This is a genomic window from Thalassospira sp. MCCC 1A02491, from assembly GCF_001613785.1.
In the GTDB taxonomy this organism is placed as follows: domain Bacteria; phylum Pseudomonadota; class Alphaproteobacteria; order Rhodospirillales; family Thalassospiraceae; genus Thalassospira; species Thalassospira povalilytica.
Genome location: NZ_LPVX01000023.1, coordinates 182466 through 201986 on the forward strand (window position 1 = coordinate 182466; position 19521 = coordinate 201986).

The window sequence follows — 19521 nt, forward strand, 5'->3', positions numbered from 1 at the left end:
GCCAACCTTGCTGGTCGCAGTTAGGCACCAACGGCCTTGAGAAGTTCACTTGCCCGTGCGCGCATGCCTGACGGAGCTTCGTTATCGTCGGCAATTTCGGTCAGAAGCGGCTTGGCCGCATCGATTTCGCCCGCGGCAATATGCAGCAGCGCAATCATTTCGCGCGCCGAGTAATACCAGGTGTTTTCCGGAACCGCGATCGGCTCAAGCCGGGTGATCAGTTCCTGGGCATTGCTTTCATTGGCGCTGTTCATGGCAATCTGAACGACGGCCAGATCACGATAAACCTGATCGATGTCGGAATTGCCGGCAACTGCTTCAAGTTCGGTCACAGCCGACGGGGTCGCACCAGCGCGCAGATAAACAGCCGCTTTCTGGAAATGGCCCAATGCAACAAAACCGGCATTGCCTTCTGCGATGATCGCATCAAGCGCCTCAAGGGCCGCGTCCTGTTTGTCTTCACCGGCATTTGCCAGTTCAACAGCATTGGCAAGGCGGGTACCATTTTCGATGCTGGTGCTGTGTTCATAGGTTTTCCAGCCTTCACGCCCGGCAACACCCAAAACAATCACAGCAGCAGTGCCGATGACATATTTCCCGTATTTGCGCCACAGCTCTTCTGTGCGTTCGCGCTTCAGGTCTTCTTCGACTTCCTGGAAAATATCAACCACGAAAACGGCTCCAATCCGGTCACAATAAAGCGGGCAACCTGCCCGCTTATCTGAATTAATTCTGGCAAGGATTTAACGCGCCAGCACGCAAGGGGTCAAGTCTGCACAAAGCCAATCCGGGCATTCGGTCGATTATTTTGCCCCATTGCCGTTTTTCAGCCCGATCCGGGCGTCTTTGTCAGCCCCGTGATCGGGTAACAAAGACCGAATTTGCGGCAAAAACGCGGCGCGGTTTCGATTTAATCCCCCAAAGCGGTAAGAATTGCCTGCCAGCGTCATTATTCCCAGCCTGCGGCGCGATATCGCCGCTCTTGCGCCGATGTGGGCCAATACTTGCCCGCGCGCCGGATCCGGCATATCGCGCAGCAATGCAGGCAAAAGCCCCTGAAAACAAACCCGCCACCGCCCATATGACAAAAATGATCCTTCCTTTGGGCAATTCGGCACAGTGATTGCTTTGATAAATCCAAGGGAACAGATTTCACACTGTCACCGGTCAAATTTGCCCGGTGGATGGACGGAGACACCATGAAACGTCGTCAAAAGGTTCAAAACCGACAGGATGCCAAGCGCGTCATTCGACAGCGCATACTGGCCGGGCTGTTTGCCACTTTGCTTGGAACCGGGGTATCAGGCTGTAGCACCACTATGTCCGATGTTGTCGGGACCAGCCTGTTTACCGGCGGGGAATGGTATCTTGCCTTTGACGTTGTCAGCATCATCAACACCGACAAAACCCTGATTGACCATATGGTTTCGCTTTCAACCGGTCAGGATTGCTCAACCATTCGCAAAATTGACGGCAAGTCCTATTGCAAAAAGGACCCGGTACCGGAAACGCCGCTTTATTGCTATCGCACCCTGGCCGCCGTCAGTTGCTATCGTACGCCCGATCCCTATAACACCGGGGCACAAACCGTTGACTGGCCGCCGACCCGTTCGCGCAGCCTCTAGGGCATAATTCACTGAATTATCTGGGATAATCAAACCGGTCACAAATAGTGTGAACCGGTTTTTGTCCATTGCAACTTGAGACGCAGTGCAATCCACGCTACCGTGTCATATGGCTGTCATTTTCCGTTCCCGGATTGTAACAGCCAGACGACCACATTGCCGGAGAATCACATGGGAACACTGTTCGATTTGGCAAAATACCGCAAAGCCAAAAGCTTTGTGCATTTTGACCGGTCCGAACTGATGCGGCTCATGAATACCTATTCCCGTCAGGTTGCAAGCGGCGCCTGGCGCGATTATGCGATCGACCATCTGGACGGGATGGCAATGTTTTCGATCTTTCGTTCCACACACGAAACACCGCTTTTCACCGTGATCAAACTGGGCAGCGAACACAAGAATGCCGGCCAGTATCTCGCGCTTCACAGTGGCGAGCGGATCAAACAAAGTTCTGATATCAGCAACGTGCTAGAGGCCATCGAAAAGCGTGCGCGCAAGGTCGTTCCGCTGTTTAAAAACAATTCCTGACACCCTTCTTCATAACAGCGGACAAAGATAAGAACGTGCGTCCTTCTGCCCTGAAGCTGGTCAGACGGCTGATGATTGCGGCCCTGATCGGCATAAGCTTTGCGGCCATCCCCCACCCCGGACAGGCGCGCCAAATGAGCCGCGACTACCAGACCGGCTATTATGCCTATCGGTCCGGTGATTTTGAACAGGCCCATGACTACTGGCGATCGGCCGCGCAAAAGGATGATCCCTATGCGCAATATGCGCTGGGATTGCTGTATTATCGCGGGGATCTGGGCCAACCCGACTATCAGAACGCGGCAAAGTGGTTCAAAAAGGCCGCACGCGCCAATCATGGTGGTGCGATCTATTATATCGGGCTTCTCTATTTTAACGGTCACGGCCTGCATTATGACCAGTTTCGCGCCACCGAATTTTTCAAACGCGCGCTGAAAACCGATCCGGAAAACGGCGATGCGGCCTATTTGATCGGCGCACAATATTTCCATGGGCGCGGCGCACGGCAAAATTTCATCGAAGCCGCCCACTATTTTGAAATCGGCGCCAAGGCCAACAATCACGCCGCCCAGTTCATGTATGGTGCATTGCTTGAACGTGGCTGGGGTGTGCCGCAAAATCTTGCCGATGCCTATTACTGGCTGCGCCGTTCCGCAAACGGGCCAATGACCTTTCCCGAAGGCGCAAACGAGGCCGAACCACTTGATCCCCAGTCGGCCATAGACGCATTGGAACCAAGATTAAGCATCGACGAAATTCAGCAGGTCGAAAAACGCCTTGCCGGTGACGTGCCCTGGTAAGTGATCAGCTTGGACTTGCCGGCACACTTGCCTGCACATAAGAAACGGGCACCTGCAAAACAGGTGCCCGTGTGATCCTATTTCGGAAGCTTGTAGGCAATCACATAATCGCCCGGCTTGGTGCCGATCGAACCATGACCACCGGCAACGATCAGCACATATTGCGTGCCATCATCGGTTTCATAGGTCATCGGTGTTGACTGACCGCCCGCCGGAAGACGGGCTTCCCAAAGCTGATTGCCATTGGTGGCGTCATAGGCACGGAAATAGTTGTCAACCGCGGCCCCAAGGAAGGCAACACCACCTTTGGTCAGGATCGGACCACCAATCCCCGGCACACCGACTTCGAACGGCAAGGGTAGCGGGGTCATGTCTTCGACCGTGCCGTTTTTGTGCTTATAGGCAATCTCGCCCGTGCGCAGATCAGCACCGGCCACATAGCCCCACGGCGGTGCCTGACACGGGATACCAAGCGGCGACAGGAACGGTCCCATTTCCACGGCATAAGGGGCACCTTCATTTCGGTTAATGCCCATTTCACTGGCCTTTTCGCTGCCGCGGGGCGGAACGGCATCACGCGGGATCAGGCGCGATGTAAAGGCAAGATAGGTCGGCATACCGAACATGATCTGGCGTTCGGGATCAACGGCGACACTGCCCCAGTTGAATGTTCCGAAATTGCCGGGATAGACAAGCGTCCCTTCCAGCGACGGCGGCGTATAGCGACCCTCATATTTCAAACCATGGAACGCAATACGGCATGCCAGCTGATCAAACAGGGTAATGCCCCACATATCCTTGCCCGTAAGCGGTTCGGGCATGAATGTCAGCCCCGATACCGGTTGGGTCGGTGCGGTGTGATCTTCGGGAATGGCCCCACCGGGTGCCGGCACCTCGGTTACCGGAATGATCGGATCGCCGGTACGACGATCAAGAACATAGATATCGCCCTGTTTGGTCGGGCCGACCAGTGCGGGAACGGTTTCCCCGTCTGGTGTCGTGATATCAAGCAAGGCCGGCTGTGCAGGCACATCCATGTCCCAAAGATCATGATGCACCGTCTGGCGCACCCACTGCACCTGACCGGTTTCAAGGCTGAGCGCCACAATCGACGATGAATAGGTTTCCACATTTTCATCGCGGTTCATGCCCAACTGATCGGGAACCTTGTTGCCCAGCGGCACATAGATCATGCCGAGTTTCTCGTCCGCACTTGAAACAGACCAGCTGTTGGGTGAATTGGCGGTATAGGTCTGATCATCCGGGATCGGTTCGGTTTGTTCCGGATTTCCGGAATCCCAGTTCCAGACCAACGCGCCGGTATTGATGTCATATGCGCGAATGACGCCCGATTGCGACTTGGTCGAATAATTGTCATTCACGGCCCCGCCAATGATGATTTTGCCATCAGCAGCAACCGGCGGCGACGTCGAATAATAATACCCCGCCGGGTTATAGGGCATGTTGGTTTCCAGATGCACGGTCCCTTCATCGCCAAATGACGGGCAAACCTCGCCCGTCCGGGCATCAAGCGCAATCAGACGCGCATCCGATGTCGGCAGGAACACCCGTTCGGTACAGGGGCCGGTTTCGGTCGTGGCAGGATCCTTGTAATAGGTCACCCCGCGACAGGTCTGATGCTGCCGGTCGGGATTTTCCGGAACACCCGGATCAAATTTCCATTTTTCCTGTCCGGTTTTGGCGTCAATCGCAATCGCCCAGCTATGCGGGGTGCAAAGATAAAGCGTCTCGCCCACCTTAAGTGGGGTCACCTGATAGGTTGTTTCAGGCACATCACTTGCGCGTTTAAGATCGCCGGTCTGATAAACCCATGCCTGTTCGAGTGATGCAACATTTTCGGTCGTGATCTGATCAAGCGGGGAATAACGCTGCCCATACGGGGTACGACCATATTGATGCCAGTCACCATCGGGGACCGCACCGCCAAATTGCGGATTTTCCGCCACCACATCCGACGGAAGATTGCCTTCGATTTCGTTGGGATTATTCAGCATGGAATAGACAGCAACGATCACGGCAATCACGATGCTGCCTTCAAGGACAAAGGAACGCTTCGCATTTGTTTCCGGCGATCCATTGTCCGTTGGCGCAGCAACAAGTGTTTTGCGAAACACCGGCGTTATCAGCCAAAGACCAATCACCACAATCAGTCCGCCACGCGGGGCCAGTTGCCACCAGTCAAACCCGGTTTCCCAAACAGCCCAGGCCAGACTTGCCAATAAAAACGCACCATAAAACGGCAACAAAACCGGTTTACGCGCAAAGGACAAATACGCTGCCAACAGGAATGCCAACCCGGCAAGCGCGTAATACCAACTCCCTCCGACTGCAATCAGCCAGGCACCACCAACAGAAAGTGCCAGACCGATCAGAGCCAGAAGGCCTGATGTCAGAAGATTAATCATGAGATAGCCCTCGGCTGAATGAGTTCGCCAACTGCCACAACAGACAGTGGCCGGACTGCGGGGTTTAAAAGGGGTTTAGGGATAAACGCCTGCGAACCTTACAAGTTCCTTCGCATGACAAAATGCCCGCCATCAGCCGAGAAACGGCGGGTTTGCTTCATAATGCTGCGGTCAGAATTTTAGTGATGGGTCTCGATGATTGTGCCGGTCTTGACGACTTCAGTGATCGTCACGCCCAGGTTTTCATCAACCACGACAAGTTCGCCACGCGCGACAAGCCGGTTATTGACATAGATATCAACCGGCTCCCCGACCCTGCGATCAAGTTCAAGCACCGCACCACGGGTCAGACGCATCAATTGCGCAACCTGAATCTGGCTTTTGCCAATCACGGTCGAAACGCGCACCGGCACGTCATAGGCAGCACCGATTTCAGATGCACCATGTCGTGTGGAAAACGGATCTTTGTCGTCATCAGCCATGATTTTCGGGCCATCCAGTCAGGTCGGAAGAATCGGGAACCTTGTATCCTAGAGGTTAGCTTTGAAAAAAGTGTTAGCAAGCCCAATCTCCTAAAAAACAGGTGATTGCAGAAATGTATCGACACAATTTCACTGTAGTTTTTTGTATTATAATCCCCTACACAGATGCCCATTGCCGATCCGCACAGGTCGAAACCACGTGATTCAACAGATGTCAGGAACCAACATGACATATGACCGCCAATGGGTGGCAGACGCCATCAGCATGATCGAAGCTGATTTCAATCGTTCTGCCGATACACATCTGATCCGTCTTGATTTGCCAAAACTTGATGGCATCGGGCTGTATCTGAAAGATGAATCGACCCACCCGTCGGGCAGTCTGAAACATCGTCTGGCGCGGTCGCTGTTTCTGTATGGATTGTGCAATGGCTGGATCACCCGGGACACCCCGATTATCGAGGCATCAAGCGGATCAACCGCCGTATCAGAGGCCTATTTTGCCCGTCTGCTTGGCTTGCGCTTCATTGCCGTGATGCCGAAATCGACCTCGCAGCAAAAGATCGATCAGATCGCCTTTTATGGTGGCGAAAGTCATCTGGTTGACCACAGTGGCCAGATTTACGAAGAGTCCCAGCGTCTGGCCCGTGAACTTGACGGTCACTACATGGATCAGTTCACCTTTGCCGAGCGGGCAACCGACTGGCGCGGCAACAACAACATCGCCGAAAGCATCTTTGACCAGCTCAAACGCGAACCCCATCCGGTGCCGCGATGGGTTGTGGTCGGGGCCGGCACGGGCGGCACATCATCGACCATTGGCCGTTATATCCGGTATGGGCGCACACTGGGCCAGGGGTGCGAACTGTGCGTCGCCGATCCTGAAAACTCGGTCTTTTATGATGCATATGAAACGGGTGACTGCTCTGTCACCGGAACGACAGGATCACGGGTCGAAGGCATTGGCCGCCCGCGCGTCGAACCCAGCTTCAACCCGACCGTGGTTGACCGGATGTATCGCATTCCAGATGCCGCAAGCTTTGCCGCACTTTATTATCTCGAACGGCATCTTGGCCGACGCTGCGGCGGGTCGACCGGCACCAACCTGATTGCGACCCTGTCACTGATCACTGAAATGAAAAAGGCCGGACAAACCGGATCGGTTGTGACCTTGCTGTGCGATGGCGGGGATCGTTATCGCGACACATACTACAACCCGGACTGGATCAAGGCGCAGAATATCGATCTCGCCCCATGGATATCGGCCCTTGAACAGTTTGATACGACCGGACTTTTTGAAATGCCGCTCGATCACAAGATCGGTTATAGCAAAACCGGATAAGCATGCACTTACAAGCGACATAACATTTCCAAGGCCGGGTTGATCACGAACCCGGCCTTTTGCTTTTGCCCGAACCGGTTCGCCAGTTTCTCACAGTTTCATTGTCTCTCCGTCGGAATGCATCGCACTGTTTCAAACGAGGCATGTCATGACAACAGAGAGAATTGGCGGCATAGAGCTTTATATCGAGAATGTGGACCTCGAAAATTCCGGCCGGACACAAAAGGTTTACGGGACGAATTGCGCGGATGATTTCTGGGCTTTGCTGTCAAATGAACGCTCTGCATTTGCCTATGTCGACTATCTTTGGGTGCCGCCGGACCTCAAACGCAACACATCCCAAAGCAACCGGGCCCTGTATGCATGGCGCGGAGATACACGAAGCCCCGACGAGATTTTTGGTCATGGCTTTTCACGCCGAGGCACATCCCCGGCAACGCCTGCCATTGTCTATCGCAGAGGCGATCAGGACCTTGCGCATTACACGGCCGTGTGCCTTTCGGGGACGCATGAAATCGGTGCCCTTTTCCCGCCCAAGGTTCCCGGTCAGCCGGAACCGGCTGCCGAAACATGGGTTTATTGTGTACGATTGCAGGGATACTGGTGCCCGACTTATTCGATCCAGCAGAACGTCTTTAACAATGCCGCCAGGTTCGGGGCAACCGAACGCCAGATGGCGCGACAGAACCTTTATGCCCGTGAACTTGCGGTTCTTAATGTCCCCTATAAGGACGTCGTCGCCGCCATACGGGTTCGCCGTGATTGGGCTGGTGCGGGATATGATGCAGGCGGCACTTTTACCTATCTCGAACTCAGAAAGAACCAGTGGGCAACAACGGAAAACAAGGCCTTTGCCGACCGCATCGGGAACTGGTTGACGAACAACCACTTACTCAACACCCAAAGGGCGCTGCCTACCCCGTGACTAAAAACATGGTGGGTCCGACCAATGTTGTCCGGACCCGCCAGAAAGAATGTGACACCGGATCAGGATGCGACCAGCGCACCGGATGCAAGGGTGTCTTCAAATCCTTCGACCGATTGCTCATAACCGCTATCGGACTTGTTTGTACCGACCAGCTTTCCCGATAGGTCTTTGAGACTGGATAAAAGTGTCTGATCACGTGCCTGCTGTTCTTCGGCCTTCTTGCGCAGTTCTGTCTGATTGACAGCAGCCTGCCGTGCGATCCAGGCCGCATCATCCTTGGCAAGTTTTTTAGCCGTCGCCTCGCCGATGATGATCGCACCGGAAATTTCACTTTGCGCGACGGACACTTCTTTGCCACCTGTTTCGACTGCGGTGCAGCTTTGTGCGACACGACTAGCAATGGCGCAAAGCTGATCGGTCTGGGTTTCGGTTCGAAAAGATGCAAGATCGGCCCTATACGCCGTCGCATAATCATTGGCCAGATCGCCAAGTGTGCTGCTCATTTCAGGGTCTCCTTTGATAGTGTGGATACACCAGAAGACGGGCAGCCCGGTCACCATGTGAGGTGCCGGATAAAAAAAGACGGGCGGTAAAAACCGCCCGTCAGGCAACACAGGGAAAGCTTCTCAGGGAGGAGAGACAACACTTAGCCGCTGACAGTAATCTTGCGCGGCTCGGGTTTCTGTTCCGCTACTTTGGGGAGAGTAAGGACCAGAACACCGTTCTTGAATGATGCGGTAATGTTATCAACATCAATCGTATCATTCAGGCGGAACGACCGTTTGAAACTGCCATAGCTGCGTTCGATGACGCGGGCACCTTCGTTTGATTCACGGGTGGATTTCTTTTCACCGGTGATGGTCAGAACACCTTCAAGGACCGACACATCAACATCATCCTGTTCCACACCGGGAAGTTCGGCGGACAGTTCGATATGATCATCGGTTTCGTGAACATCGATACGCGGGTTCAAAAGGGTTTTCGCCGCTTCCTTGTCATCGGCAAAAGCCTGTGACGAGGTTACGCGATCCCCAAAGATCGAACCGATCATGCGATCAAAATCACGGGAAATAAGCGAGAAAGGATCACCATAGGTCGGTGCAGATGCAAGACGACGTGCGGATCCATTAAGAGTCTGAAGACCAGTCATAATTACCCTCCGTTACAGACGAGTATTCTTGCGCCATCGGTCCAGACCAGGCTGCAACCTTGACGCGTATCAGGGCACCATGCCCCTTTGCAAACTTGAGATAGAGCACAGGAAATTTTCCGCAAGTGGGCCTGCGCATTTTTTTGATATTTTTTGCAGCCCGCCCTGATCGCGTCCTCGGCATCATCCCCGGTCGCATCCACCTAACCCGTTAAACAGCCTGTCATTTTTGACAAAATCCAAAACAGAGACTGGCACTCCCGTGTCTGGCGGATTAGCTTCTTTGCATTGTTTGTCGGTCCGAAGGTCGACCTCCCTGATAAGGATGAACCATGAGTACTCTTTTTTCACCGCTGTCACTTGGCAAGCTGGCCCTTGATAACCGCGTAATCATCGCACCGATGTGCCAGTATTCCGCAGATAACGGCAAAACCACCGACTGGCACCCGATGCATCTGGGCAACCTTGCCCAGTCCGGTGCGGGATTGCTGATCATTGAAGCAACCGCTGTCGAACCGGAAGGCCGGATTACCTATGGCGATGTCGGACTTTGGGATGACGAAACCGAAGCCGCCCTTGCCAAAACCATTTCCGCCGTGCGCAGCCATTCCGACATGCCGATTGCCATTCAGCTGGCCCATGCCGGGCGCAAGGCGTCCTGTGAAAAGCCGTGGCTTGGTGGACATGCCATTGATCCCGACCATGCCAATGGCTGGCAGGTTTGTGCACCGTCGGCTGTTCCATTCCGTGATGGCGACCCGATCCCCGAAGCCCTGAGCAAATCGCGGATTTCCGAAATCGTGCAGGCCTTTGTCGAAAGCGCCAAGCGCGCTATTCGCATCGGCTTTGACGCGATTGAAATTCACGCGGCACACGGATATCTGCTGCATCAGTTTTTGTCACCGCACGCCAACAAGCGTGACGACGAATATGGCGGATCGTTTGAAAACCGCACCCGTCTTGTGCTTGAAGTCTATGACGCCCTTCGCGCCGAAGTCGGTACCGACTACCCGCTTGGCATCCGTATTTCGGCAACCGACTGGGTTGATGGTGGCTGGGATATCGATCAAAGCGTCGAACTGGCAAAGCTTCTTGAAGCACGCGGATGCGACTTCATCGATGTGTCTTCCGGTGGCCTGCATATTGATCAGAAAATCCCGCTTGGCCCGAACTATCAGGTCCCGTTTGCAGCCCGCATCAAGGCCGAAACCGGCATGACCACCATCGCTGTCGGCCTGATTACCGAAGCCGAACAGGCCGAAGCCATCACCTTTACCGGTCAGGCCGATGCCATCGCCCTTGCGCGCGGCATTCTCTATGATCCGCGCTGGCCATGGCATGCGGCAGCAACCCTTGGCGCCGAAGTCAAAGCAGCCCCGCAATATCTGCGCTGCCAGCCGCGCAGCCTGAAGAAACTGTTCGGCTGATCCCCGTCGGGTAAAGCCCTACCCGCAAAAACTAGACGATCGGATAGGTTTTCTTGATGTAGGTCAAGGCTACCTATCCGACCTTTCCCCTACTTTGGCAACATTCTGAAATCATTCAAAACAGCGCGCCTGTTACACGGTGCCTGCCAATTTCTGCCAAGGACCGGGAACGTGAAATCTGTATTGCGCGCACTTGTTATCGGCTGTTGCATGACGCTGACTGTCACTGGCGCGCGCAGTGCCGAAATCCTGATTTCGACCGAAAACACCGCCGATCATTTCCAGACCATTTTCCTACAGAAATTTGCCGCAACCCTGAATGCCGAGATATCCGAACACAGGTTTCGGGTCATTCATTCGGCCCAGGCCTTCAAGGACCGCGATGTCGCCGAGGCATTATCGACCGGACGGATCGCAATGGCCGCCCCGGGAATCTGGCACCTTGGTCGATTTTCGACCGACCTCAATGCGCTTTTATTGCCCAGCTTCATGGGGCTCGGCTCTGCTGATGTGCGCAAGATTGTCGATGGCGATTTCGGAACGCGATTGAACCAGTCCCTTGAAAAGAACCTTAATGTCCGGGTTCTGGGACGCTGGCTTGATCTGGGACCGGCCCATATTTTTACCCGCAACATTGCGGTCAATCATTTCGGGGACCTTCGCGGATTGCGCATCCGCTATGCCGGGGGCGAAGGCAATGCCTTGCGGCTTAAGGCCATGGGGGCCATTCCTGTGCTGATCCCCTGGCCCAACGTTCCCGACGCCCTTGATCGCAAGGAAATAGACGGTCTTCTGACCACCACCAGCACCGTGGTCAGTGCCGCCCTTTGGAAGCACGGCATTGCCCATGCGTTTCTGAGCTATTCCTATTATCCGTTTTATGTACCGCTGATTTCCCATGATGTCTGGGCCCGGCTGAAACCGGCAACGCGTAATATCATCTTGCGGGTTTGGGAAAAAATGGTTGATGGCGGCCGGAAACTGGCGGTCACGCACCAACAGGCATCCCTGATTACCGCGGCACAAAACAATATCGACATTGCCGACCCGGGTATGACCGAACGCCAGAAGCAGCGCCTTGTGCTGCTTGCCCATCAGGGGGAGCTCGCCGCGACAGCAGGCATATCGCAATCTGCCGTTCGCACCCTGACCCAGATCGCGGGACAACCGTAATGCCGGTAAAAACCACATATCCCGGCTGGCGGCGCATCCTTGACGAACAGTTCCTGAGCGTCTTTTTGTCGATCGGATTGCTCCTTGGCGTGTTGTTCCTGATGGCCTGGCAGACGGTCTCAGAACGGCAAACCGCCCGTCAGCGTGCGATCGATACCACCGGCTTTGCCATCACCACCTATGGCGACAATCTTTCAAGCATCCTGATCAAGGCTGACAACACCGCGCTGATGGCGGCACGCGAAGCGGTGATTGTTCCCGATTTTGATCTTGAACGTCATCTGTCAACCATGATCAAGGATGACAACAATCTGGTAGGGTATATCCTGCTTGATGCGGCGGGCAGGATTGCCCATGACTTCACATTTTTTGATTTTGATAAAACCGTCCTTCCGGTTTCGGAAATCATTGCACGCCATCGCGATGACTGGATCGAACCGGCCTTTCGCGCCACTTCGACCCTTGGCCTGAAATCTGGATATCTTGCTGTTGAACGCGGCATCTGGTCGCCGAACGGCACGTTTCTTGGCGTGATCATGATCTTTCTGGCGATTGAAAACCCGTATGAGGACACGCCGCTTGAACGGTTCCTTTCCGGATCACGGATGCGGGTTGCGCCCCTCAAAACCGATGATCTTCTGGCCGAAGTCCAGTCGCCCCATATCGGAACCACCGACTGGTTTTCCGCCCGTCAGGAAGAAGCATTCTGGGATCTGAATGCCGACAGCGACAAGATCGATATGGGGGGTGTTGCCCTGTTTGGGGATTTTGTGCTGGCGCGCAAGAACCTTGATGGTCTTCCGATCACCATTTACATGCAGGTACCGATCAAAAGTTTCATGGGCAACTATGACACCACCCGTCAGACCGCACTGATTGCATCGGGCGTGGTGATTGCCGTGACCCTGTTTCTGTTTTTGCAAATCCGCATTGACCGCAAAACCAAACGCCGCAATGAACGCAAGCGCCTTGAACTCGACAAGCGGCTGCAATTCGCCCTTGATAGCACCGGTCAGGGTCTTTGGGACTGGGATTTCGCCAAGCAGCAGGGATACTATTCCGATAACCTGTACCGATTGATGGAAATCCATCACGGCGAAGTCTGCCTGACCTTTGACAGCTTCAAGGACCGCATTCATGCCGATGACCGCAAACAGTTTGATGCAGCCATCGCCGAACATATCAGCGGCAACAAACCGGCCTTTGAAATAGAAGTCCGCATGCATGTCGGATCGGAAGATCAGTGGAACTGGTTCCATCACAGCGGGTCGGTCATTGAATGGGACCGCAATCGCGCCCCCAAACGGATGATCGGCCTGCTCAAAAACATCCACCATCAGAAACTCAAACGGATCGACCTTGAATTCAAGGCCCGCCATGACCCGCTAACCGGGCTTCTGAACCGCACCGCGTTCGAGGATTATGCCCGCCGTGTTCATGCCTTGTCCCTGCGCACGAACCGGCCTTATTGCATGGTGATGCTCGACATTGATCACTTCAAAAAGGTCAATGACACGTTCGGACATGATTGCGGGGATATTGTTCTGAAACGGATATGCGAAATCACGTCACGCGCCCTGCGGTTTGAAGAGGAAAAGCTGTTCCTCCGGCTTGGCGGCGAAGAATTCGTGATCTTGCTGCCGCAAAATGATTGTGGTGCCGGGGCAGCTGTGGCCGAACGTATCCGGAAAAATGTCTGTGCAGAACCGATCCTGGCGGATGGCCATCACATCGACATTACCATCAGCGCCGGTGTTGCCGCCCATCGCGACAACGAACTTCCCGACATCACGCTAAGGCGTGCCGACTGGGCCCTTTATCAGGCCAAGAATACTGGCCGCAACCGGGTATTTCGCGCGCCGGGCACCACCGATGTCAGCTTCCCGGATTCCGAGACCATGAGCGACACGGTGTAGTGATCTGTTGACCCGAGCAAACGGGAATTTGCCGCCCTATAGCAAACGTCCCCTTGAACAGGTCCATTACGCCCCACCCGACCAGATACTGCTTGCTGGCCCGTCATCACGCGTCGCGTTTCATACGCCTGTCTTGTCGCAAACATATGAAGTGCCCCAACAGAAAAGGGCCCCGCAAATGCGGAGCCCTTCCTGTAGTGCAAGGTCGGTAGGTGTAAGGCTTAGAAGCCCATGCCACCCATACCGCCCATACCACCCATGCCACCCATGTCAGGTGCGCCGCCAGCCGACTTGTCTTCCGGCTTTTCAGCGATCATGCATTCGGTGGTGATCAGCAGACCAGCGACCGATGCTGCGTCCTGCAGGGCAGTACGAACAACTTTGGCCGGGTCGATGATGCCAGCTTTGATCAGGTTTGTGTATTCGCCTTTCTGGGCGTCATAACCGAACTCGACGTCATCCTGCTCAAGCAGTTTGCCAGCAACAACCGCGCCGTCTACGCCAGCGTTGGTTGCGATCTGACGAACCGGTGCCTGAAGGGCACGGCGAACGATGTCAACACCGATGGTCTGATCATGGTTTTCGCCTTCGAGACCTTCGAGCGCCTTGACCGAGTACAGCAGAGCCGTACCACCACCAGCAACGATGCCTTCTTCGACAGCCGCGCGGGTTGCGTGCAGAGCATCGTCAACACGGTCTTTACGTTCTTTAACTTCGATTTCCGAAGCACCGCCGATTTTGATCACTGCAACACCGCCAGCGAGTTTCGCGAGACGTTCCTGCAGTTTTTCACGATCGTAATCAGAGGTGGTTTCCTCGATCTGGGCGCGGATCTGACCAACACGTGCTTCGATCTGTGCTTTCTCACCGGCACCATCAACGATGGTGGTTTCTTCTTTGGTGATGGTGACAGATTTCGCGGTGCCAAGCATATCAAGCGAAACGTTTTCCAGCTTGATGCCGAGATCTTCGGAGACAACCTGACCACCGGTAAGGATGGCGATGTCTTCGAGCATTGCTTTACGACGGTCGCCGAAGCCCGGAGCTTTGACAGCAGCGATTTTCAGGCCACCGCGCAGCTTGTTGACAACCAGGGTTGCCAGAGCTTCGCCTTCGATGTCTTCAGCAATGATCAGAAGCGGCTTGCCGGACTGAACGACCGACTCAAGCAGCGGAAGGATCGGCTGAAGCGAGGAGATTTTCTTGTCGAACAGCAGGATGTACGGAGCATCCATTTCTGCGACCATTTTCTCCGGGTTGGTCACGAAGTACGGCGACAGGTAACCACGGTCGAACTGCATGCCCTCGACAACGTCGAGTTCGGTGTGCAGGCCCTTGGCTTCCTCAACGGTGATAACGCCTTCGTTGCCAACTTTTTCCATGGCTTCGGCGATCATTTCGCCAACTTCACGGTCACCGTTTGCAGAGATGTTACCAACCTGTGCGATTTCGTCGCGACCGGCAACTTTACGTGCACGGCTCTGGATGGATTCGATGACTTTTGCGGTTGCAAGGTCGATACCGCGTTTCAGGTCCATCGGGTTCATGCCGGCAGCAACGGACTTGTTGCCTTCACGAACGATTGCCTGTGCCAGAACGGTTGCGGTCGTGGTGCCGTCACCAGCCAGATCGGCGGTTTTCGACGCGACTTCGCGAACCATCTGTGCGCCCATGTTTTCGAACTTGTCGGTCAGTTCGATTTCTTTGGCGACCGAAACACCGTCCTTGGTTACGCGCGGCGCACCAAAGGATTTTTCGATAACAACGTTACGACCTTTCGGGCCGAGCGTCACTTTGACGGCATCAGCGAGAATGTCGACACCGCGCAGCATTTTGGAACGTGCGTCGGTGGAGAATTTTACTTCTTTAGCAGCCATAATATTCTTTCCTCTCTATGAGACGGATGAACGTGGACTTAAGTCACCCAAAGGGCTGACTTATTCCATGATGCCCATAATGTCGGACTCTTTCATGATCAGCAGCTCTTCGCCGTCGACCTTGACTTCGGTGCCCGACCATTTGCCAAACAGGACTTTGTCACCTGCTTTGACGTCGAGGGCTACGACCGAGCCATCATCTTTGCGAACGCCAGAACCAACAGCGACGATTTCGCCTTCCTGCGGTTTCTCTTTGGCGGTATCCGGAATAATGATGCCACCGGCAGTCTTGGTGTCGGACTCGACACGACGTACCAGTACTCGATCATGCAGCGGACGGAACTTCATTTTAGACAACTCCGTGTTAAAGCTAAGGCTCGTTTAAAACTACGACTAACCGGGATGAGCCCGTATTAGCACTCACCCCCGGCGAGTGCTAACAGCATTTATTGAAGTGCCTGTTCAAAGTCAATAGGAAGATGCAAAAAGACGCAGAACTGTCACGATTTTTGCGCAATTATGGCCGCTTGAGGCGCGCGAAAAACCGCCATGTGCGACGGGGTGGTGATCACAACATTTTCCGATCACCGACACAACCCCTTGCCGTAAAATAATGCGGGCCCATCCGATCACAATGGGCAACAGCAGAATCGCTGAAAAATATTTATGCCCCCCTGATTAGGGTTCCCGGCGGCCTATCATTCGGGTGTGCCCTCACGTCCGGCACCGGGATCGGTCATTTCAGGTCGAAATAACGTCCAAGCAATTCCGGCTCGTCAAAATGGCGTCGACCGACAAAGGCCGTTGCATGATGCCCCCACTGGCGCATGGCGCCGGGCTTATCAATCCCCAACGGCCACAAGATAAACCGTTCCAGCCGTTCGGTGCCGGGGACAAAACCGTCTTCGTCATACAGGCTGGCAAACCCTGTCCCATCGCCAAGTGCAAGACTGCCAAGCTGATGCTCTGCCACAAGGGAGGAGGCAACAGTGCGATTTGCCTCATATTGATCACGGGCCGTAACCGCCATCAGATAGTGACTGACGGCATTAATCCACAGAATCGGCCGGGCCAAAACCGATGATGCCACTGCCCCGGCCGGACTTTCCGCCGTTTCGCGGATGTCGCCATCTTCGGGGGCTTCAATCCGGTACACAGAGGGACTTGGGAAAAACAGGTGATAACAACCACATCCGTGAATGGTATCGGCAATTAATGGCGCTCCCTTCTCATCAAGGGTCACCCGCCAGATCAGGGCATCAAGATGCCCGGCAAGAATGTCAAACATGCCCTGTACCGGGCGCTCCGGAAACCAGACAGTATAGATGATTTGCGGATGCCATTGATCATTGAACCAGGTGTGACCAAGCCGATAGAAAATCGTTGGCTGATCAATATCGACATGCGCAACCGCCGCTTTGGCCGATAGTGACGGATGCCCGATCCGGTCGCTGTCAGACTGTACCCGGACGCGAAATTCGGGCGCATAGGCCCGGGCGATATTTTCAAGCTCCATCGCTGTTGGAACCAGCCGGCCAAATGCGTCCTTTCTGATGTCCTTTATGGCAAGGGTCGCAGCCCCGCCATCGTTCAGGCCCGACAGTTGATAGCTTTCCCATGCGCCAAGCCCAATCAACGCATCCGGCCCAAGGTCAAAACTGCCCAGATTGTCGCGCTTCCATCCCTCGTAACCAAAATGGGCTGCAAAAGCCGTCAACGGGTAAAACCCGGCGATCCGCTGAAAATCAAGATAGTCGTCCGGAACGAAAACCGACTTCGACAGAGCTTGATAATCAGCCATATCCAGTTGTGCTGCCATCTGGTCTGCGCAGTCTTCAATACGCGCAAGTGATGACATTGACGCATCGCCACGATTACGAAACTCCGAAGCCCGCGCCGCACGATCAAGCCCACGCATTTGCGCTACCCAATCGGCAAAAAGCACATCAGCCGCCTGCCCGCCTGCGACCGCAGCGCCAACCTGTTTGCCCATCAGCACCGAATTGCGATTTGCGCGCAAGAACGGGAACGCTGGCATTTTGCTGGTGGACGCGTTTCTTATGCCGTGACTGGCGACAGCGTGATCAAAATCGGTAAGTTGTTGTGCGCAAACCGGTACGGATGTTGCGACATCACCCTTTTGCTGGCTTGCACATGCGCAAAGCAAGCTCAGAAGCACAATGCTCATATAGTGCGAACGAAACTTCATTTGTTTCTCCGTCACTGTTGTTGCCCACCCATTTGCGTGCCTGACCATTGGTGCGCATGAACAGGCTTGTTTTAAGGGTGTTACTTTTTCTCTTTTATACCTGATGGCAATATCAGCATGAAAACAGGCAATCCAAGAAACTTTATGTAGTAGCGCCACCAATTTCGCGATTTGGTGTATCTGGCCTTGGTCGATATGAAGCGAGGATGCCACCAATAGGTTTTAAATGTCCGATAGCGGAATTCGTAGTGTTCTGGCACAGATGTCCCAAGATATCGGCTGACAAGATTATCGACCAGATAGCGTGGATAAACCGGGTTCAAAATATCCAGCCAGGTGTTCAGCTTCGGCGCCATGGCCGGGTTGAGGCGGAACAATTTGACCTTGACCAAAGGGCATTTCTTTTTCTTCCACACGACAGGGAAGAAAGCACTGGAAATCATCACATCGTCATGGAACCAACCGCAATAGGTACCTGACCTGTACCCCTCTGCATGCAGAAGGTCAGAAATTCCGAACTCGTACTTGTAAACGATGTCACTCTTGCATGTTTCTTGTTCAACCCGGTCCCAGAAATCTGCAAATTTCGGGTCTGACAGAACATTACGCCGAAAGGCAACAAAGTAACTATTGAGGCTGTAATGTCGTTTTTTTCGAAGGTGGGTTCCTGTGAGGCCCCAAAAATCGACATCTCGTTGATCCATCGCCTCAAACACGTCTTTGAAATCGGCAATCGGCCCGAAACACGAGTCATTCATAATAATGACTTCGTCATAGTTCGGCAGATCATCTTTCACCGCGGCCAATGCAATTTTCCAACTGCCAAAATCGTACATGCCATGGCTTTTGGCATGCACGCATTCTGCCAAGTCGCTTATCTTTCTTACCTCGTTATCGGGAAGAGCACTGTCGGAGACAAAAATGATACGGTCCGCATATGGCGCAACCCCGTCGAGCAAGCGCAAAACATACTCGTCGATAACTGCATCTTTATAATAATGCGCAAATGCGATAAGCCGTTTCATCTATTACTCGTCACCCGATTTGTTGCTGAATTCTGTATAAGGCCCAATCCATGAAGTTTGAAGCCCTTGAAATTCCGGATGTAAAAGTTCTTTACCCAAAGCAGTTTGGTGACGAGCGCGGGTTCTTTTCGGAAACTTATAGCCAAAATGCCTTCAGCGCTGCGGGAATCGAGGAAGTTTTTGTCCAGGACAACCACTCTCTATCACGTGACACAGGGGTCCTGAGGGGCCTGCATTATCAGTGTCCGCCCTTCGCACAAGACAAACTGGTTCGTGTCGTGCGTGGTCGTATTCTTGATGTTGCCGTTGATATCCGCGCGCATTCAAAAACGTTCGGCAAATGGGTTGCGGCTGAAATCAGTGCGAAAAAGTGGAACCAGATTTTCGTGCCAAAAGGATTTGCCCATGGCTTCGTAACCTTGGAGCCAGATACGGAAGTTACCTATAAAGTATCCGCACCCTATGCACCCGAGACAGAACGTTCCATTAAATGGAACGATATCGACCTTGCGATCAAATGGCCATTTGATGCCAGCGAAGTGACACTCTCCGCCAAAGATGCAGAAGCAATGACATTTGCTGAATACAGAAATGATCCAGCCTTTTAGGTCCC

18 protein-coding genes are annotated in these 19521 nt (G+C 53.9%); 9 read left to right on the forward strand and 9 right to left on the reverse strand.

The window, feature by feature from the left end:
• Nucleotides 1–20: 20 nt before the first annotated feature.
• Complete coding sequence (locus AUQ42_RS08410) at nucleotides 21–671, reverse strand: tetratricopeptide repeat protein (RefSeq protein ID WP_068518623.1); 651 nt, start codon at nucleotides 669–671, stop codon at nucleotides 21–23.
• A gap of 528 nt (nucleotides 672–1199) precedes the next feature.
• On the opposite strand from AUQ42_RS08410, the gene AUQ42_RS08415 reads away from it, so the two are divergent.
• The 3 genes from AUQ42_RS08415 (at nucleotide 1200) to AUQ42_RS08425 (ending at nucleotide 2953) form a co-directional block, all read left to right on the forward strand.
• The gene (locus AUQ42_RS08415) at nucleotides 1200–1625 is read left to right on the forward strand and encodes a hypothetical protein (protein WP_068518624.1); all 426 of its coding nucleotides are present in this window, start codon (nucleotides 1200–1202) and stop codon (nucleotides 1623–1625) included.
• 171 nt (nucleotides 1626–1796) lie between these two features.
• Nucleotides 1797–2153, forward strand: coding sequence for a DUF2794 domain-containing protein (locus AUQ42_RS08420; RefSeq protein ID WP_068518625.1), 357 nt, complete (start codon nucleotides 1797–1799; stop codon nucleotides 2151–2153).
• 35 nt (nucleotides 2154–2188) lie between these two features.
• On the forward strand, nucleotides 2189–2953 hold the full coding sequence (locus AUQ42_RS08425) for a tetratricopeptide repeat protein (protein ID WP_231856716.1): 765 nt from the start codon (nucleotides 2189–2191) through the stop codon (nucleotides 2951–2953).
• Between the two features lie 77 nt (nucleotides 2954–3030).
• On the opposite strand, the gene AUQ42_RS08430 is transcribed toward AUQ42_RS08425, so the two are convergent.
• Both AUQ42_RS08430 and fliN read right to left on the reverse strand, forming a co-directional pair.
• On the reverse strand, nucleotides 3031–5379 hold the full coding sequence (locus AUQ42_RS08430) for a glucose/quinate/shikimate family membrane-bound PQQ-dependent dehydrogenase (RefSeq protein ID WP_068518626.1): 2349 nt from the start codon (nucleotides 5377–5379) through the stop codon (nucleotides 3031–3033).
• Between the two features lie 179 nt (nucleotides 5380–5558).
• Entirely contained in the window at nucleotides 5559–5861 is a 303-nt protein-coding gene (gene fliN, locus AUQ42_RS08435; protein ID WP_068518627.1) for a flagellar motor switch protein FliN, read from the reverse strand.
• A gap of 226 nt (nucleotides 5862–6087) precedes the next feature.
• Here fliN and AUQ42_RS08440 point away from each other — a divergent pair, with 226 nt between their 5' ends.
• A complete protein-coding gene (locus tag AUQ42_RS08440) occupies nucleotides 6088–7203 on the forward strand; it encodes a PLP-dependent cysteine synthase family protein (protein WP_068518628.1) in 1116 nt (371 codons plus the stop codon).
• A gap of 148 nt (nucleotides 7204–7351) precedes the next feature.
• On the forward strand, nucleotides 7352–8128 hold the full coding sequence (locus tag AUQ42_RS08445) for a hypothetical protein (RefSeq protein WP_156480855.1): 777 nt from the start codon (nucleotides 7352–7354) through the stop codon (nucleotides 8126–8128).
• Nucleotides 8129–8190: 62 nt separating this feature from the next.
• On the opposite strand, the gene AUQ42_RS08450 is transcribed toward AUQ42_RS08445, so the two are convergent.
• Nucleotides 8191–8634 (reverse strand): hypothetical protein, encoded by a 444-nt coding sequence (locus AUQ42_RS08450; protein ID WP_068518630.1) that lies wholly within the window; start codon nucleotides 8632–8634, stop codon nucleotides 8191–8193.
• Nucleotides 8635–8777: 143 nt separating this feature from the next.
• A complete protein-coding gene (locus tag AUQ42_RS08455; protein ID WP_068518631.1) occupies nucleotides 8778–9281 on the reverse strand; it encodes an Hsp20/alpha crystallin family protein in 504 nt (167 codons plus the stop codon).
• A 332-nt stretch (nucleotides 9282–9613) separates the two neighbouring features.
• On the opposite strand from AUQ42_RS08455, the gene AUQ42_RS08460 reads away from it, so the two are divergent.
• The 3 genes from AUQ42_RS08460 to AUQ42_RS08470 all read left to right on the forward strand — a co-directional run bounded on the left by AUQ42_RS08460 (nucleotide 9614) and on the right by AUQ42_RS08470 (nucleotide 13797).
• Nucleotides 9614–10708 (forward strand): NADH:flavin oxidoreductase/NADH oxidase, encoded by a 1095-nt coding sequence (locus AUQ42_RS08460; RefSeq protein ID WP_068518632.1) that lies wholly within the window; start codon nucleotides 9614–9616, stop codon nucleotides 10706–10708.
• 171 nt (nucleotides 10709–10879) lie between these two features.
• Nucleotides 10880–11881 carry a TRAP transporter substrate-binding protein DctP gene (gene dctP, locus AUQ42_RS08465; protein ID WP_156480856.1) on the forward strand — a complete coding sequence of 334 codons (1002 nt, stop codon included), beginning with the start codon at nucleotides 10880–10882 and terminating at the stop codon, nucleotides 11879–11881.
• Nucleotides 11881–13797: a sensor domain-containing diguanylate cyclase gene (locus tag AUQ42_RS08470; protein ID WP_068518634.1), complete on the forward strand. Its 1917-nt coding sequence runs from the start codon at nucleotides 11881–11883 to the stop codon at nucleotides 13795–13797. Before dctP ends, AUQ42_RS08470 begins: the two co-directional genes overlap by 1 nt.
• 221 nt (nucleotides 13798–14018) lie before the next feature.
• On the opposite strand, the gene groL is transcribed toward AUQ42_RS08470, so the two are convergent.
• The 4 genes from groL to AUQ42_RS08490 all read right to left on the reverse strand — a co-directional run bounded on the left by groL (nucleotide 14019) and on the right by AUQ42_RS08490 (nucleotide 18908).
• Entirely contained in the window at nucleotides 14019–15674 is a 1656-nt protein-coding gene (gene groL / locus AUQ42_RS08475; RefSeq protein ID WP_068518635.1) for a chaperonin GroEL, read from the reverse strand.
• 60 nt (nucleotides 15675–15734) lie between these two features.
• Nucleotides 15735–16022 carry a co-chaperone GroES gene (groES, locus tag AUQ42_RS08480; RefSeq protein WP_068518636.1) on the reverse strand — a complete coding sequence of 96 codons (288 nt, stop codon included), beginning with the start codon at nucleotides 16020–16022 and terminating at the stop codon, nucleotides 15735–15737.
• Nucleotides 16023–16410: 388 nt separating this feature from the next.
• A complete protein-coding gene (locus AUQ42_RS08485) occupies nucleotides 16411–17883 on the reverse strand; it encodes a hypothetical protein (RefSeq protein ID WP_068518637.1) in 1473 nt (490 codons plus the stop codon).
• 80 nt (nucleotides 17884–17963) lie between these two features.
• Complete coding sequence (locus AUQ42_RS08490) at nucleotides 17964–18908, reverse strand: rhamnan synthesis F family protein (protein WP_068518638.1); 945 nt, start codon at nucleotides 18906–18908, stop codon at nucleotides 17964–17966.
• 50 nt (nucleotides 18909–18958) lie between these two features.
• On the opposite strand from AUQ42_RS08490, the gene rfbC reads away from it, so the two are divergent.
• A complete protein-coding gene (gene rfbC, locus AUQ42_RS08495) occupies nucleotides 18959–19516 on the forward strand; it encodes a dTDP-4-dehydrorhamnose 3,5-epimerase (RefSeq protein WP_068518639.1) in 558 nt (185 codons plus the stop codon).
• Nucleotides 19517–19521 lie beyond the last annotated feature (5 nt).